This is a genomic window from Pseudomonas fluorescens (genome assembly GCF_902497855.1).
GTDB lineage: Bacteria > Pseudomonadota > Gammaproteobacteria > Pseudomonadales > Pseudomonadaceae > Aquipseudomonas > Aquipseudomonas fluorescens_BI.
Window position 1 is genome coordinate 447131 of record NZ_CABVHU010000001.1, and the last position, 15588, is coordinate 462718.

13 protein-coding genes are annotated in these 15588 nt (G+C 63.6%); 8 read left to right on the forward strand and 5 right to left on the reverse strand.

The features are described 5' to 3' along the window. Positions 1–4: 4 nt before the first annotated feature. On the reverse strand, positions 5–796 hold the full coding sequence (locus tag F8N96_RS02110) for a fumarylacetoacetate hydrolase family protein (RefSeq protein WP_150796358.1): 792 nt from the start codon (positions 794–796) through the stop codon (positions 5–7). 74 nt (positions 797–870) lie between these two features. Next, positions 871–1644: a glucose 1-dehydrogenase gene (locus tag F8N96_RS02115; RefSeq protein WP_150796359.1), complete on the reverse strand. Its 774-nt coding sequence runs from the start codon at positions 1642–1644 to the stop codon at positions 871–873. 375 nt (positions 1645–2019) lie between these two features. Here F8N96_RS02115 and F8N96_RS02120 point away from each other — a divergent pair, with 375 nt between their 5' ends. From F8N96_RS02120 to F8N96_RS02140, 5 genes are all read left to right on the forward strand, one after another. Beyond that, the gene (locus F8N96_RS02120) at positions 2020–3207 is read left to right on the forward strand and encodes an acyl-CoA dehydrogenase family protein (protein ID WP_150796360.1); all 1188 of its coding nucleotides are present in this window, start codon (positions 2020–2022) and stop codon (positions 3205–3207) included. A gap of 79 nt (positions 3208–3286) precedes the next feature. Continuing rightward, complete coding sequence (locus F8N96_RS02125; protein WP_064677314.1) at positions 3287–4309, forward strand: ferredoxin--NADP reductase; 1023 nt, start codon at positions 3287–3289, stop codon at positions 4307–4309. 20 nt (positions 4310–4329) lie between these two features. Further along, on the forward strand, positions 4330–5946 hold the full coding sequence (locus F8N96_RS02130; RefSeq protein ID WP_150796361.1) for a FadD3 family acyl-CoA ligase: 1617 nt from the start codon (positions 4330–4332) through the stop codon (positions 5944–5946). 95 nt (positions 5947–6041) lie between these two features. Continuing rightward, entirely contained in the window at positions 6042–7688 is a 1647-nt protein-coding gene (locus F8N96_RS02135; protein WP_150796362.1) for a DUF1302 domain-containing protein, read from the forward strand. Between the two features lie 73 nt (positions 7689–7761). Next, the gene (locus F8N96_RS02140) at positions 7762–8994 is read left to right on the forward strand and encodes an NADH:flavin oxidoreductase (RefSeq protein ID WP_150796363.1); all 1233 of its coding nucleotides are present in this window, start codon (positions 7762–7764) and stop codon (positions 8992–8994) included. 716 nt (positions 8995–9710) lie between these two features. Here the strand turns inward: F8N96_RS02140 and F8N96_RS02155 are convergent. Continuing rightward, entirely contained in the window at positions 9711–10547 is an 837-nt protein-coding gene (locus F8N96_RS02155) for an alpha/beta fold hydrolase (RefSeq protein ID WP_150796364.1), read from the reverse strand. Positions 10548–10821: 274 nt separating this feature from the next. Between F8N96_RS02155 and F8N96_RS02160 the strand changes: the two genes are divergently transcribed. Genes F8N96_RS02160 through F8N96_RS02170 form a run of 3 tightly spaced genes read left to right on the forward strand, consistent with a single transcriptional unit; the run spans position 10822 to position 12979 of the window. Further along, the gene (locus tag F8N96_RS02160; RefSeq protein WP_150764613.1) at positions 10822–11556 is read left to right on the forward strand and encodes an SDR family NAD(P)-dependent oxidoreductase; all 735 of its coding nucleotides are present in this window, start codon (positions 10822–10824) and stop codon (positions 11554–11556) included. Positions 11557–11570: 14 nt separating this feature from the next. Continuing rightward, a complete protein-coding gene (locus F8N96_RS02165) occupies positions 11571–12344 on the forward strand; it encodes an SDR family NAD(P)-dependent oxidoreductase (protein ID WP_150796365.1) in 774 nt (257 codons plus the stop codon). Beyond that, positions 12344–12979 carry a nuclear transport factor 2 family protein gene (locus F8N96_RS02170; RefSeq protein WP_150796366.1) on the forward strand — a complete coding sequence of 212 codons (636 nt, stop codon included), beginning with the start codon at positions 12344–12346 and terminating at the stop codon, positions 12977–12979. Before F8N96_RS02165 ends, F8N96_RS02170 begins: the two co-directional genes overlap by 1 nt. Positions 12980–13215: 236 nt before the next feature. Here the strand turns inward: F8N96_RS02170 and F8N96_RS02180 are convergent, their stop codons facing one another. Both F8N96_RS02180 and F8N96_RS02185 read right to left on the reverse strand, forming a co-directional pair. Next, positions 13216–14409, reverse strand: a complete 1194-nt coding sequence (locus F8N96_RS02180) for an acyl-CoA dehydrogenase family protein (RefSeq protein ID WP_150796367.1) — start codon at positions 14407–14409, stop codon at positions 13216–13218. After that, positions 14406–15578, reverse strand: coding sequence for an acyl-CoA dehydrogenase family protein (locus F8N96_RS02185; RefSeq protein ID WP_150796368.1), 1173 nt, complete (start codon positions 15576–15578; stop codon positions 14406–14408). Before F8N96_RS02185 ends, F8N96_RS02180 begins: the two co-directional genes overlap by 4 nt. Positions 15579–15588 lie beyond the last annotated feature (10 nt).

A 15588-nucleotide genomic window follows, 5' to 3' on the forward strand; every position in this document is an offset into this window, starting at 1 on the left:
CGATTCACGGGACAAAGCGCAGGCTGGTTTCGCCCAGTCCGGTCATGGACAGGCTGATGCGGTCGCCGGCGACCACTGGCACCAGCGGCGCCAGCGCACCGGAAAGAATGATTTCGCCACGGCGGAACGGGATACCCAGTTCGCCCAGGGTATTGGCCAGCCAGGCCACGGCCGCGCAGGGATGGCCTTGCACCGCCGAGCCCAGGCCCGAGCCTGCCGGTTCGCCGTTTTTCAGCAGTTGCATGTGCACCGCGGCGAGGTCCAGTGAACGCGGGTCGATGCGCTGGGTGCCGAGGGCGAATACGCCACAGGACGCGTTGTCGGCCACAGTGTCCTGGATGCGGATCTGCCAGTCGTCGATCCGCGAATCGACGATCTCGAAGCACGGCACGACCCATTGGCTGGCGGCCAGCACATCCTCGGCACTGATGCCCGGGCCTTGCAGGTCTTCGGCGAGGATAAAGGCGATTTCACCTTCGGCCCGTGGCTGGATCAGGTTATGGCGGGCCAGGCTGACATCGCTGTCATCCTCTACCTGCATGGCGTCGGTGAGGAAGCCGAAGTCCGGTTGGTGGACATCGAGCATGTCCTGCACGGCGCGGCTGGTGACCCCGATTTTCTTGCCGACCACTCGCTCGCCAAGAGCTTCGCGGCGTTGCAGGAAGTGCAGGGAAATCCGGTAGGCCTGCTCCAGGGTGATCTGCGGATAACGGCGGGTCAGGGGGGGCAGCGTCTGGCGACCGCGCAGGGCGTTGAACAACTCGTCGCCGAGCGCATTGATCAAATGGGTGTCCATGGTGCGGGCTCCAGATGAATGGAAAGAAAAAAAGCCCGCCCCAACGTCATCAGGGGCAGGCCCAAAGGAGTCGGTCAGCCAGGCCAGACCGACGAGTCGGCACCGCCATCGACATCAATGATCTTGCCGGTCACCCAGGCCGAAGCGGGGCTGGCCAGGTACAGCGCGGCGGCGGCGATGTCTTGCGGGGTGCCCAGGCATTTGAGCGGGGTGTTGGCTTCCATGACTTCGCGCATGGCGGCGGGCATCACGCCGTTCAGCGCTTCGGTCAGGGTGGGGCCGGGGGCGACGGCGTTGACCCGGATCTGCGGTGCGAAGTCCTGGGCCAGCAAGCGGGTCAAATGGCTGAGAGCGGCCTTGGCCGTGCCGTAGGCGCTGAAATGGCGCTGGGCATAGCGCGCCGCCACCGAGCTGACATTGATGATGTTGCCGCCACCGGCCTCGCGCATCAGCGGCACGCACAACTGGCAGAAGGCGTAGCTGGTGGCGACGTTGAAGTTCAGCACCTGGGCGAACTGTTCAGGCGTCATGGCCAGGGGATCGTTGGGCCCGCCGCCGCCGACGTTGTTGACCAGATGCGTGATACGGCCCATATGCTCAACGCTGTGGCGCACCAGTGCCTGGCGTTGCTCGGCATCGTTGACGTCACAGGCGAAGGCCAGGGCGCGCCGGCCCAGACCGCGAACTTCTTCGGCCACGGCCTCTACTTCATCCAGCGAACGTGCCGAGCACACTACATCGGCGCCGGCTTCGGCATACGCCAGGGCAATCGCCCGACCAATGCCGCGGCCGCTACCGGTGACGATGGCGACGCTGCCGTGCATCTGGAAACGCTGCAAAATACTCATGGGCCCTTGCTCCGTGGGGTCGATTGTCGATGGAATTTAATATCGCCGCCACGGCTGCCGCCAGCATCGTCTCAATGGACTAGCGCCGCGGGTGCCGCGTTCTTCGCCTGTAGGAGCCAGGCTTGCCGGCGAACCAGACGCTGCGGTGTATCTATCAAACCGCGTTATCGTTCTTCGCCTGTAGGAGCCAGGTTTGCCGGCGAACTGGACGCTGCGGTGTATCTATCAAACCGCGTTATCGTTCTTCGCCGGCAAGCCTGGCTCCTACGGGAACCGGGCCCCCCTAGTCCGCTTTGACGATGAATGATTGTTCGCTCGATCCGATGATCCACCACAACTCGCGCAGTGGCGCAGTGAGATCGGGAGAATTGAGTGATGCACAGCATGCGAGAAAAGACCCAGGACGAACGTGATCTGCTGGAACGTGCGCGCAGCCTGGTGCCGGCACTCAAGGCACGCACGGCGCAGGCCGACAAGGATCAGAAGGTGCCGGTGGAGAGCATCGTCGAGTTGCAGGCCGCCGGTTTGCTGCGGGCCTTGCAGCCGAAGGCGTTCGGTGGTTATGAAGTGGACCCGCGAACCTTCTTCGAAATCCAGACCATCCTCGCCGAGGGTTGCATGTCCACGGCCTGGATCTACGGCGTGATGGGGGTTCACCCCTGGCAGCTGGCACGTTATCCGATCGAAGCGCAGCGTGAAGTCTGGGCCGATGACCACAGCACCCTGATCTGCTCGACTTATATGCCGGCGGCCAAGGTCACGGTGGTGGAGGGCGGTTACCGGATCAGCGGACGCTGGGGTTTCTCCAGCGGCAGCGAGCACTGCCAATGGGTGCTGTTGGGCGGCATCCTGCCACCCGATGGCGAACTGGCCGCCGAGCACGGTACCTTCCTGCTGCCACAACGCGACTATCTGATCGAGCGCAATTGGGACGTGCTGGGCCTGCGCGGCACCGGCAGTCATGACATCGTGGTCGAGGATGTATTCGTCCCGGCCCATCGCGTGCAACGCACCAATAACTGGACCCTTGAAGCGACGCCCGGGCGCCTGGTCAACACCAACCCGATCTACGCGATCCCCTTCGCCCAGGTGTTCTCGCGCGCTGTCTCGACCTCGGCCATCGGTGCCCTGCAAGGCGCGATCAACGAGTTCCGCGACAACGCCGCCAAACACATCGGCAAGCACGGCGCCCGTACCGCTGACGATCCGGTGGCGCAAACCGCTGTTGCCGAGGCGATGATCACCGTCGACAGCCTGCGCCTGGTGCTGGAGCGCAACTACGCGCACCTGATGAGCCTGGCCCGTGCCGGCGAATACCCGGACACCGAAACCCGCCTGCTGTATCGCTACCAGTCGGCCTATGTGACCAACATCTGCGCCGAGCGGGCCAACGATCTGCTGCGCAGCATGGCCGCCTCTGGCTTGTACAACACCAACCCGGTGGCGCGGCTGTTCCGCGACCTGCATCAGGCGCGTGGGCACATCGCCAACAACTACATGGCCTACGGACGCAGCTACGGCGCGGTGATGCTGGGCCTGCCCAACCCGGACCCGTACGTCTGAGGCCATGGTGCCCGTTTCGATACCCCTGGGTTTACACCTGCCCGTGATGCTCGGGCAGGTGGTCATGAGTACCTGAGCTATGAACAATTATCTTGCCCTGCGCGTGGCGCGAGTGATCGAGGAAACCGCTGATGCGCGTTCCCTGGTGTTCGACGTGCCGGAGCATTTGAGCGAACACTTTCGTTATCAACCCGGCCAGTTCCTGACCTTGCGAGTGCCCTTCGAGGACGGCTGGTTGCCGCGCTGTTATTCGTTGTCGAGCACGCCGTTGCTGGGTGAACCGCTGCGGGTGACGGTCAAGCGCGTGCGGGATGGCCGGGCCTCGAACTGGCTCTGCGGCGAGTTGCAGGCCGGTCAAACCCTGGAGGTGCTGCCGCCCGCCGGGGTGTTTGTGCCGCGCAGTCTGGACGACGACCTGCTGCTGTTCGGCGGGGGCAGCGGCGTGACGCCGGTGCTTTCAATCCTGCGGTCGGCGCTGTTGGCCGGCCACGGCAGGATTCTGTTGATCTACGCCAACCGCGATGAAGCCTCGGTGATTTTTCGCGACGAACTCAAGGCCCTGGCCAGCGCGCACCCGCAACGTCTGCAGATTGTCCACTGGCTCGATTCGGTGCAGGGCATTCCAGCCGTCGAGCAATTGGCTGAACTGGCGCGTCCGTTTACTGACGCCCGGGCCTTTATCTGTGGCCCCGGGCCGTTCATGGACGCAGCGGTCAGTGCACTCAAAAGCCTGGGCCTGCCCGGCGGCCGGGTCCATGTCGAACGCTTTGTCTCATTGCCCGGCGAAGGCGAACTGCCCCTGGCGGCCAGCAGTGAAGCGGCGATGGCTGCGCAGTTATCGGTGCGCCTGGATGGCGAGGAACACAACCTGGCCTGCGACAGCGGCGAAACCGTGCTGGCAGCGATGGAACGTGCCGGCCTGAATCCACCCAGCGCCTGCCGAGTGGGCGGCTGCGCCTCGTGCATGTGCACGCTGGAAAGTGGCGACATCGAACTGCTGCACAACGATGCGCTGGACAGCGGTGAACTGGCCGAAGGCTGGATTCTGGCCTGCCAGGCTGTGCCAACCAGCGCCCACTTGCGTATCCGTTTTCCCGAATGATGCAGATCACCGAGCCTACGATGAACCAGAGCCTGAAGATATCCCCGCCGCTAAGCGAAGTGCCCACCACCATTGCCCGGTTGGTGTTCCAAAGCGCCGAACGCTTTGCCGGTCGCACGGCCATCGAAGACAACGGACAGTGCACTGATTACGCCGAACTGCCAGAACGGGTCATGGGCTTTGCCCGGGGCTTGATGGCCCTGGGCATCCAGGCCGGCGACCGGGTCGGTATCTGGGCGCCGAACAGTGGTGACTGGATCCTCGCGGCGCTGGGCATTCAGTGCGCCGGTGCGGTGCTGGTGCCGATCAACACACGCATGAAGGGCCTTGAGGCCGCCGATGTGCTGGAGCGCAGCGGCTGCCGGCTGTTGTTTGTCCCGCAGCGTTTTCTCGACGTCGACTACCCGGCGCTGCTCGCGCCCCATCGGCCGCCCAGCCTCGAACACCTGGTGCTGTTAGATGGCGACACGCCAGGGCTGTCGTCGGACTTGACCCTTGCACAGTTCCTGCTCGGCGCGGCAACCATCGATGCCGACCGCGCCAGACAGCGAGCATTGGCGGTCGGCCCCGAGGCCATGTGCGACCTGTTGTTCACCTCCGGCACCACCGGCAAACCCAAGGGCGTGATGAGCGGCCACGGTCAGAACCTGCGGGCCTTCACCGAGTACGTCAAGGTCATCGGCCTGGTGCCGGGTGACCGCTACCTGATCGTCAACCCGTTCTTCCACGCCTTTGGCTACAAGGCCGGTTGGCTGACCTGCCTGATCGGCGGGGCGACCATCCTGCCCCATGCGGTGTTCGACGCCGAACAAGTGTTCCAGCGCATCGCCCGTGAGCGCATCAGCGTACTGCCCGGCGCGCCGACCCTGTACCTGTCGCTGCTGGCCCATCCGCGGCTCAAGCAGACCGACCTGTCGAGCTTGCGCATCGCGGTGACCGGTTCGGCGAGCATCCCGCCGAGCCTGATCGAACGCATGCGCAACGAGTTGGGGTTTGCCGTGGTGACCACCGCCTACGGCCTGACCGAGTGCGGCGGACTGGCGACGATCTGCGATCCCCAGGACTCGGCGCAGGTAATCGCCGGCACCAGCGGACGGCCGATTGCCGGCACCGAAGTGAGCATCCGCGACCCGCACAACCAGGTGCTGGACGCCGGGCTTACCGGTGAGATCTGCCTGCGTGGCTTCCACATCATGCAGGGCTATTTCCAGAACCCGGAAGCGACCCGCGAAGCCATCGACGCCGAAGGCTGGCTGCACACCGGCGACGTCGGGCGCCTGGACGAAGCGGGCAACCTGATCATCACCGACCGCCTGAAGGACATGTTCATCGTCGGCGGTTTCAACTGCTACCCGGCGGAAATCGAAGCGGCGCTGATCAGGCACCCGGCGATTGCCCAGGTGGCGGTGATCGGCATCGCCGATGAACGCATGGGCGAGGTCGGGTGTGCCTGCGTGGTGCTGCGCGACGGTAGAGAGCTCGACGAGGCGCAACTGATCGCCTGGAGCCGAGAGCAAATGGCCAATTACAAGGTGCCGCGCCAGGTGCGCTTCTTCAACGCCTTGCCACTCAACCCGTCGAGCAAGGTGGCGAAAAACGAACTGCGGGCGGTGGTGGCCAACAACGCTCAGGCATGAGGCGCACCCGTCTCACCAAACGGACGATGTGCGCGGCACCGGCTTTTTTCATGCTGTGGCGACACCAGAAAAAACAACAACAAAAGGAGAGGAGCATGTTTACGCGAAACACTGTCGCGCGCCATTCGGGGAACCTGACCGGTAGCCGCTGCCTGTTGGCAACGGCCATCACCATCGCCAGTGCCACAGCCAGCGCCGCACCGACCATCGAACTGGGAGAAAACACCACCCTGGATTCATCGCTGACGGTCAACTACACCGCCTCCTTGCGTACCGCCAAGCAGGCCAGTCAATACCGCAACGACCCGAACAACGACGACGGCACGCGCAACTTCAAGCGCGGATCGTTGATCAACAACCGCCTGAGCCTGTTTGGCGAGCTTCAACTCAAGCACGACAACCTCGGTGCGGTGTTGCGCGGCAGTCAGTTCTACGATGATGTCTACAACCAGAAAAACGCCAATGACTCGCCGCAGACGGTGAACAAGGTCGGCCACAACGATGGCTTCAGCGACGAAACCCGCAGGCTCAGTGGCAGCATGGCGCGACTGCTCGACGCGTATGTGTATGGCAACTTCGATGTCGGCGAGACCCAGTACCTGTCGCTCAAGGCCGGGCGGCACCTGGTGGCCTGGGGCGAGAGCCTGTTCTGGCCTAACATCAGCCAGGGCCAGGCCCCGGTGGATGCCACCAAGTTCAACGTGCCGGGTACCGAGGCCAAGGACTCGTACCTGCCGGTGGGGCAGGTGTCCGGATCGTGGTCGCTGAATGAAAACCTGGCGCTGGTGGGCTACTACCAGTACGAGTGGGAAAAGACCCAGCTCAACCCTGTGGGCGACTACTTCGGCAGCGATACGTTCGGTCCCGGCGCCGAGTTCTATCGCCTGGGCAGCGGTGCGGTCGACCGCCTGCCCAACGGCCTGGCGGTCGGTTATGCCGGCGAAAAAGACGCCAGCGACAGCGGCCAATGGGGCCTGGGCGTGCGCTACCGGATCACCGAGAACACCGAAGTGGGGCTGTTCCATTACCGCTATAACGAGCGCATCGGCTCGATGTTCTTCGACTTCACCGGCACCACCCAATACTCCTCGCTCAAGAGCATCGGCCATGACGGCACCGCGCCGTCCTATCGCCTGGGCTACTTCGAAGACGTCAAGCTGTCGGGCATCAGTTTCACCTCCAAGGTTGGCGACTCGGTGCAGTACGCCGGTGACCTGAGCTACCGCGATGGCGCCTCGGTCTACCTGAACAACGGCGCGCCCACCACCGGGCAGATCTGGCAAGGCAACCTCAACGCCATGTACATCCTGGGCCCAAGCCTGCTCGCCCATCAGACCACCTTCATGGGTGAAGTGGTGCATCAACGCATCGACGGGGTGGACAGCCTGACGATCACTGGCGGCGGGGTCGGCGTGGACGGCACCTTCGACACGTTCGAGTCGAAGACCCAGACCCGCGGTTCGACCCTGCTGGGCATTGGCGCCTACATGGATTACCCGTCCATCGCCACGGGCCTGGACCTGAGCACCAAAGTGGTGTGGACGCAGAACGTCGACGGCAGCGCCTATCAGGGCCTGGGCCGTGACGAGAAGCGCCTGACCGTGGGTGGCGACTTCAAGTACCTGGGCAACTTCCAGATCGGCATGACTTATGTCGCTTACCTGAGCTCGCCGGATGTCGCCCAGGGCCGACTGCTGGCTGACCGCGATTACCTGTCGCTCAACGCCAAGTACACCTTCTGATGATCATGGCTGCGTCGCGAGATGGCGACGCAGCCTTCATTTGTAGCCTGATAACAACAAAGAGAGGCCTGTCATGAACCTTCGTCCGACTCCGTCACCGTTCAGCCCTATTGCGATTGGCCCACTGACCCTGAAAAACCGGTTTATCAAATCCGCCACCAACGAGGGCATGAGTGCCCAGGGCGTGCCGTCCAAGCAACTGGTGAAGTTGCACTCGGCCCTGGTCGCTGGCGGCACCGCCATGACCACCGTGGCCTATTGCGCGGTGAGCAGCGATGGCCGCACCTTGCCCAACCAGTTGACCTTCACCCAATCCAGCCTGCCGCACTTCAAGGCCCTGACCGACGGCGTGCACCAGGCCGGTGGCCTGGCCAGCGCGCAGATCACCCACGGCGGCTGCTTTACCTTCATCCGCGAACGCTCGACCAAACGGCCGCTGTCAGCCAGCGGCGGTTTCAACAAGATCGGCCTGATGAGTGGCATGTTCCTCAAACAGGCAATGACCGAAGCCGACATGCAGCAAGTGGTGCGCGAATTCGCGCAAGGCGCACGCCTGGCACGCCAGGCGGGTTTCGATGCCGTGGAAATCCACATGGGTCACGGCTACCTGCTCAGCCAGTTCATTTCGCCGATGTACAACAAGCGCCGAGATCAGTACGGCGGCAGCCTGGAAAACCGCCTGCGCTTTCCGCGCCAAGTGCTGCGTGCGGTGCTGGATGCGGTCGGCAAGGACATGGCAGTGATCTGCAAATACAGCGTCACTGAAGGCGTGCGCGCCGGTAACAGTGCCGAAGACGGGGCGCAGATCGCCCGCATGCTGGAAGAGGAGGGTGCTCACCTGCTGGTGCTCAGCGCCGGGATGAATGCCGAGTCGATCACCACCATGTTCGGCTCTTCCTTCCCCAAGGAAAACCGCGTGCAACAGAAGAACAAGATCATCGCCCTGGCCATGGCCATCCAGCGCCGCAAAGAGCCGACCGTGGAATTCCGTGAACTGTATTTGCTGGAACATGCGCGCAAGGTACGTGCCGCGGTGAAAATGCCGCTGGCTTATCTGGGCGGCGCCAAGAGCCTGGCCAGCATCGAAAAGATCATGGCCGAGGGTTTCGACCTGGTCGCCATGGGCCGGGTGTTGCTGGCCGAGAATGACTACGTCAACAAACTCGAAAGTGGTGCCAGCCGCGACTCGATCTGCACCGCCTGCAACCGCTGCGTGGCGATGATGTACACCCCCGGCGGCACCTCTTGCGTACTGGGCCAGCCCGGCGATGCCGTGTTGAACAGCCAACAGGCGGCGAGTCGCTAACCCGCGCGGGCCTGTAGGAGCCAGGCTTGCCGGCGAAGAACGATAACGCGGTGCGACAGATGCACCGCAGTGCCCGGTTCGCCTGTAGGAGCGAGGCTTGCCCGCGAAGAACGATAACGCGGTGCAACAGATAAACCGCGGTGCCCGGTTCGCCTGTAGGAGCGAGGCTTGCCCGCGAAGAACGTTAACGCGGTGCAACAGATATACCGCGGTGCCCGGTTCGCCGGCAAGCCTGGCTCCTACAGGCGAAGAACGATAACGCGGTGCAACAGATAAACCGCGGTGCCCGGTTCGCCGGCAAGCCTGGCTCCTACAGGCGAAGAACGATAACGCGGTGCAACAGATAAACCGCGGTGTCCGGTTCGCCGGCAAGCCTGGCTCCTACAGGCGAAGAACGATAACGCGGTGCAACAGATAAACCGCGGTGCCCGGTTCGCCTGTAGGAGCGAGGCTTGCCCGCGAAGAACGATAACGCGGTGCAACAGATAAACCGCGGTGTCCGGTTCGCCGGCAAGCCTGGCTCCTACAGGCGAAGAACGTTAACGCGGTGCAACAGATATACCGCGGTGCCCGGTTCGCCGGCAAGCCTGGCTCCTACAGGCGAAGAACGTTAACGCGGTGCAACAGATAAACCGCGGTGCCCGGTTCGCCGGCAAGCCTGGCTCCTACAGGCGAAAACGATAACGCGGTGCAGCAGGTACACCGCGTCGCCCGGATCAGCCGTTCTGCAGGAAGTCGATGCAGCTGCGGTTGAACAGCTCGCGATGTTCCACCTGGACCCAATGCCCGCAACGGTTGAGCACGATGAACCGGGCGTTGGGCGCGCCGTCGATGATGCGCTGGGCGCCGCTGATCGGGTTGAACAGATCGTTGGTGCCCCAGAAACCGAGGATCGGGCACTGGATCTCGCCCAGGCGTGTTTCCATGTTCGGCACCATCATCGTGCTGAACAGGTTCTTCGGCTGGGTTACCGCCACCGCCACGCGTTCCTGCAGCAGGCTTTCGGGCAGGATCGAATCATCGAACAACTGCAGGCGCATCATGCTGCGCATCTCGTCCATGCCGATGGGGCCGGCGTTGAACAGGCTGACCATGCGCACGATGCCTTCCATCTTGAAGTAGGTTTCCCGCTCCTCGACACCGCCCGGTGCCAACAGGATCAGGCCCTGAGGCAATTGCGGCAGACGCAGGGCCAGGCCCAGCGCAATCGCGCCACCCAGCGAATTACCCAGCAGGGTGCAGCGCTGTACGCCGATGGCTTGCAGAAATGCCGCTACGCAGTCGACGAAGAAATCCAGGTTGTACTGGGCGTCTTCGGGTTTGTCCGAACGGCCGAAACCCGGCAGGTCGAGCACGATGTTGCGGTAGCCGGCGGCGGCGAATTGCGGATAGTTGCCCTTGAAGTTGCTGAAACCACTGGCGCCCGGTCCGCTGCCGTGCAGCCACAGCACCACGGGGCCCGCGCCTTCATCCAGATAGTGCAGGCGCAAACCGTTGTTGGGCAGCGTTGCGTAATGGCCGACGGGCAGAGGCAGGTCTACGGGTTGGTTCATGGGGTTCTCCATTTTCTGCGGATTCATAAAGCACAGCCGCGTCAGGCGCGACAGCGAATTGAATGCAGCGAGTTGAAGGGAAACGCTGCACCTGACGTGGTGTGCACCCATGAATGCTGGGGCCGTGGAGGATTGCCGGCATCGTCCGTTCAGACCACCCGGCGATAGTCCCATCGGACGATGTGGGCCAAGGCACTTGCCGCTAATCATGCAGGTGACGGCTCCACTGCAAGGGCAGCGGGCTGCAGCGTATTTGCACATTCGGAGATTGCTGATGAAATTACTCAATAAAGTCGCCTTTGTGACCGGCGCAGGGCAGGGCATGGGCCAGGCCATCGTGCGTGGTTTTGTCGCCGAGGGCGCCAAAGTGGTGGCTGTCGACCTGAATCAGGCAGCCCTGGCCGAGAGCCTGGCAGACCTGGGCGACCAGGTATTGGCCCTGGCCTGCAACGTCGGTGACGGCGCCTCCGTGGCCGATGCGATGGGCCAGGCCGAGCAGCACTTCGGCGGCCTCGACATCCTGGTCAACAACGCTGGCGTGGGCGGGCTGGACAGCTTCCTCGACACCCCGGACGAGAGCTGGGCGCGAGTGATCGGTGTGAACCTGGGCGGCACGTTCCTGTGCTGCCGTGAAGGTGCCAGACTGATGATCAAAGGTGGCCGCAAGGGCGCGATCATCAACCTCTCCAGCACCGCCGCGCTGACCGGCGACGGCCCAAGCCACTACTGCGCCTCGAAAGCCGGAGTGATGGGCCTGACCCGTTCGATCGCCCGTGAACTGGCCGCCAGCGGCATACGCGTCAACACCCTGGTACCGGGGCCGACCAACACGCCGATGATGGCCGGCATCCCTGACGAATACATGCAAGCGCTGCTGAAAAACGTACCTCTGGGCCGCATGTGCGAGACCGACGAGATCGCCAAAGTCGCCGTGTTCCTGGCCAGCGAAGACGCCAGTTTCATGACCGGGCAGAACATCGCCGTCAACGGCGGCATGGCCTTTATCTGATCAGGGAGTTACCCATGAGCAAGCGTTTACAAGGAAAAATCGCCTTCATCACCGGCGCCGGCTCCGGCATCGGTGAAGCCACCGCCCTGCGATTCGCCGAAGAGGGCGCCACGGTGGTGCTGTGCGGGCGACGTATCGAGCCACTGCAAGGCGTGCAGGAAAAAATCCAGGCCCTAGGCGGCCAGGCCGAGATCGCCGTGGCCGATGTCAGCAACGAACAGGCCTACGTCGGTGCGCTGCAAGCCACCGCGCAACGTCACGGGCGCCTGGACATCCTGGTCAACAACGCGATGGCTTACACCTGGGGCGGCATCGACACGATGACCACCGCCGATTGGCACGCCAACTTCTCCACCACCGTGGACGGCACCTTCTGGGGCACCCGCACCGCGATGCAGTTGATGAAAGAGCAGGGCGGCGGTTCGATCGTCAACATCGCTTCGATCTGCGGCCTGTTCGGCACGGCGTGGATGGCTGGTTACTCGGCGGCCAAGGCGGCGGTGATCAACTTCAGCCGGGCGGCGGCCAGCGAAGGCGCACCGCACAATGTCCGCTGCAACGTGATCATTCCCGGCGTGGTCGACACCCCGGCCACCGCCGGCATGCTGGGCGACGCCAAGGCCCGCACCAACACGGAAAAAGTCATCCCGATGAAACGGGTCGGCCTGCCGGTGGAGCTGGCCAACGCCATTCTGTTCCTGGCCAGCGACGAGGCTTCCTATGTCACCGGCGCCAGCCTGGCGGTGGACGGCGGGCGCGGCTCGGACCTGTACGTGGTGCTCGACTGATGAACCAGGACACGAACGTATTACTCGAGCGCATCGACCGCCTGGAGTCGCTGGACGCGATCCGCCAACTGGCCGGCAAGTACGCCCTGGCCCTGGACATGCGGGACATGGATGCGATGGCCAACTGTTTTGCCCCGGACGTGCGCGTGGGCCGCGACAAGAGCGGTCGTGCGCACCTCAAGGCATGGCTGGACGAAACCATGCGCAAGCAGTTCCATGGCACCTCCCATCACCTGGGGCAACACATCATCGAGTTCAGCGATGCCGATCACGCCACAGGCGTGGTCTATTCGAAGAACGAGCATGAGACCGGTCCAGAGTGGGTGATCATGCAGATGCTGTACTGGGACGACTACGAGCGGATCGACGGGCGCTGGTGCTTCCGTCGGCGCTTGCCGTGCTATTGGTACGCGACCGACTTGAACAAACCGCCGATCGGCGGCCTGAAAATGCGCTGGCCAGGGCGCGAGCCCTATGCCGGGACGTTCCACGAGCTGTTCCCTTCCTGGGACGCATTCTGGGCGCAACGGCCGGACAAGGACGCGTTACCGGAAATTGCCGAACCGGCACCGCTGGAGGGGTTTCTTGCAACCTTGCGGCGCGGGGCGGGTGATCCCAAGATTCGCGTTCGCTGAGGGGCGGTTCTTTTATCAGACCGCCTTCGCTGGCAAGCCAGCTCCTACATTGGATCTTTGCCGTGCATGGGGCTTGTGTACACCCCGATCACCTGTAGGAGCCGGCTTGCCGGCGAAGGCGGTGTGTCAGTCGACATCATTGCCGGATGTCAGACCGCCTTCGCTGGCAAGCCAGCTCCTACAGTTGGCCAGTGTTGCGGCCAAGTATCGGGTTCACTGAAGTCGCGGTTGCCGCTTCATTCCCGCACCCGCGCCTCCCGCGGCATACCCAGAGCACGCTCGGCAATGATATTGCGCTGGATCTCATTACTGCCGCCATAAATCGTATCGGAGCGGGTAAACAGAAACAGCGATTGAAGACGACTCAGCTGATAAGACTGGCCATCGAGGATTTCGGCATCGTCGCCCAACACATCCATCGCCAGCTTCCCGAGGTCTGAGTGCCAGGTTGACCAGGCCAGTTTGTAGATCATGGCTTCGCGGCGCAGGCTGCCATCTTGTGGACCCGAGAGCATGCGCAAGGAGTTGTAGCGCAACACCTTGAGCCCGGCCCATGCCTGGGCGATGCGCTGGCGCAGCAGCGGGTCGCGTGAAGCGCCATTGGCGCGGGCAATGCGAATGATCTCGTCGAGTTCATTGTTAAACTGCATTTGCTGGCCCAGCGTCGAGGCACCGCGCTCGAAGCCGAGCAGGGCCATGGCGATTTTCCAGCCGTCGCCCGGTTGGCCGATCAGGTTATCGGCGTGGGTCACCGCCTGATCGAAAAACACTTCGTTGAACTCGCTGGTGCCGGTCAGTTGCTGGATGGGGTGCACACGGATCTGCGTCTGGGCCATCGGTACCAGCAGGAACGACAAACCGTGATGCCCTTGACTGCCGGGTTCGGTGCGCGCCAAAACAAAACACCAGTCGGCTTCGTGGGCCAGCGAGGTCCAGACCTTCTGGCCGCTGATCAGCCAGTGTTCGCCCGTGGCGTCGAGCCTGGCCCGGGTTTGTACATTCGCCAGGTCGGAACCGGCGCCGGGTTCGGAGTAGCCCTGGCACCAGAACTCGCTGCCACCGAGGATGCCAGGCAACAGGCGCTGTTGCTGGGCCGCCGTGCCGAAGGTGGCGAGGGTCGGGCCAACCAGCCCTTCGCCGATGTGGCCCATGCGTCCGGGCCCGCCGGCGCGTGCATATTCCTCATGGAATATCACCTGCTGGCAGAGGCTCAGGCCGCGTCCGCCATGTTCCTTCGACCAACCCAGGCCAATCCAGGCACCCGCGGCGAGTTCACGTTCCCAGGCTTTGCGTTCTTCGGGAAAACTGTGCTCGTCCCCGGGACCGCCGCGAAAGCGCAACGGCGCAAACTCGCCACTCAGGTGTTCTTCCAGCCATTGTGCGACCTCGCGACGGAAAGCCTCGTCGGCATTGCTGAAACCGATTTTCATGCGTCTTCTCCGAACAGGTGTGCCGCCAGGCGTTCGCGATGCAGTGCAGGGCTGCCCAGCAATTGCTCGCTGGCGCGGGCGCGCTTGAAGTACAGGTGCGGGTCGTATTCCCAGGTAAAACCCACGCCGCCATGCATCTGGATCGACTCGGCGGCGCAGTTGAAAAACGCTTCGCTGGCATGGATTTTCGCCGTGGCGGTGGCCATCACCAATTCGCTGGCGACTGCTTTGTCACCGGCGGGGTCGAGGTGCTCCTGAGCCACGCAGGCGGCGTAATAGACCGCGGAGCGGGCGCACTCGACCTGCAACATCATGTCGGCGCAGCGGTGCTTGATCGCCTGGAAGCTGGCGATGGTGCGGCTGAACTGCCGGCGTTCGGCGATGTACGCCAGGGTCAGGTCGAGGACTTGTTGTGCGCCCCCGGCCTGTTCGGCAGCCAGGCCCACGGCGGCGATCTGCAAGCTCTCGCGCAGCACCGGCCAGCCCTGGTCGGGGGCGCAGAGCAATTGTGCGTCGCTGACGAATACATTCCGCAGTTCGATCCGTGCCAGGCGCCGGGTCTGATCCAGGGTGGGCAGGGCAGTGCGCTCCAGGCCCGGTGTATCGGCGTCGAGGGCGAACAGGCTGATCCCCGACTCCCCCTCGCTGCCAGGCGTACGCGCGGCGATGATCACCAGGTCCGCTTGCGCCCCGTCGATGACCTGGGCGTAACAACCGGTGAGGTTAAACCCACCTGTGCAGGCCCGGGCGATGGTTTGCACGCTGTGCGCATCCCATCCGGGGCCACTGGCGAACGCCAGGGTCGCTCGGGTTTCGCCACCGGCAATCGCGCTGAGCCAGCGCTCTTGCAGCGCCGGGTTGTGTCCCGACAGCAGGGCCGGAATGGCCAGACAAGTCGTGGCGAACAGCGGCGAGCCCAGCAGAAAACGACCGCTCTGTTCCAGCAGGATCGCCAGCTCTACAAACCCCAGGCCCATGCCACCGAAACGCTCGGGGACCATCAGGGCCGGCCAGCACAGCTCCAGGCCGATGCGTTGCCAGACCTCGGGATCGTAGCCGTCCGCGCGAAGCATGGTTGCGCGCACGGCCTGGGAATCACTGGCCGTGGCGAGGAAGCGCTCAGCGCTGTCGCGAATCATCAAGTGTTCTTCGGTAAAAGCGAACTCCATGGGGGCTGTC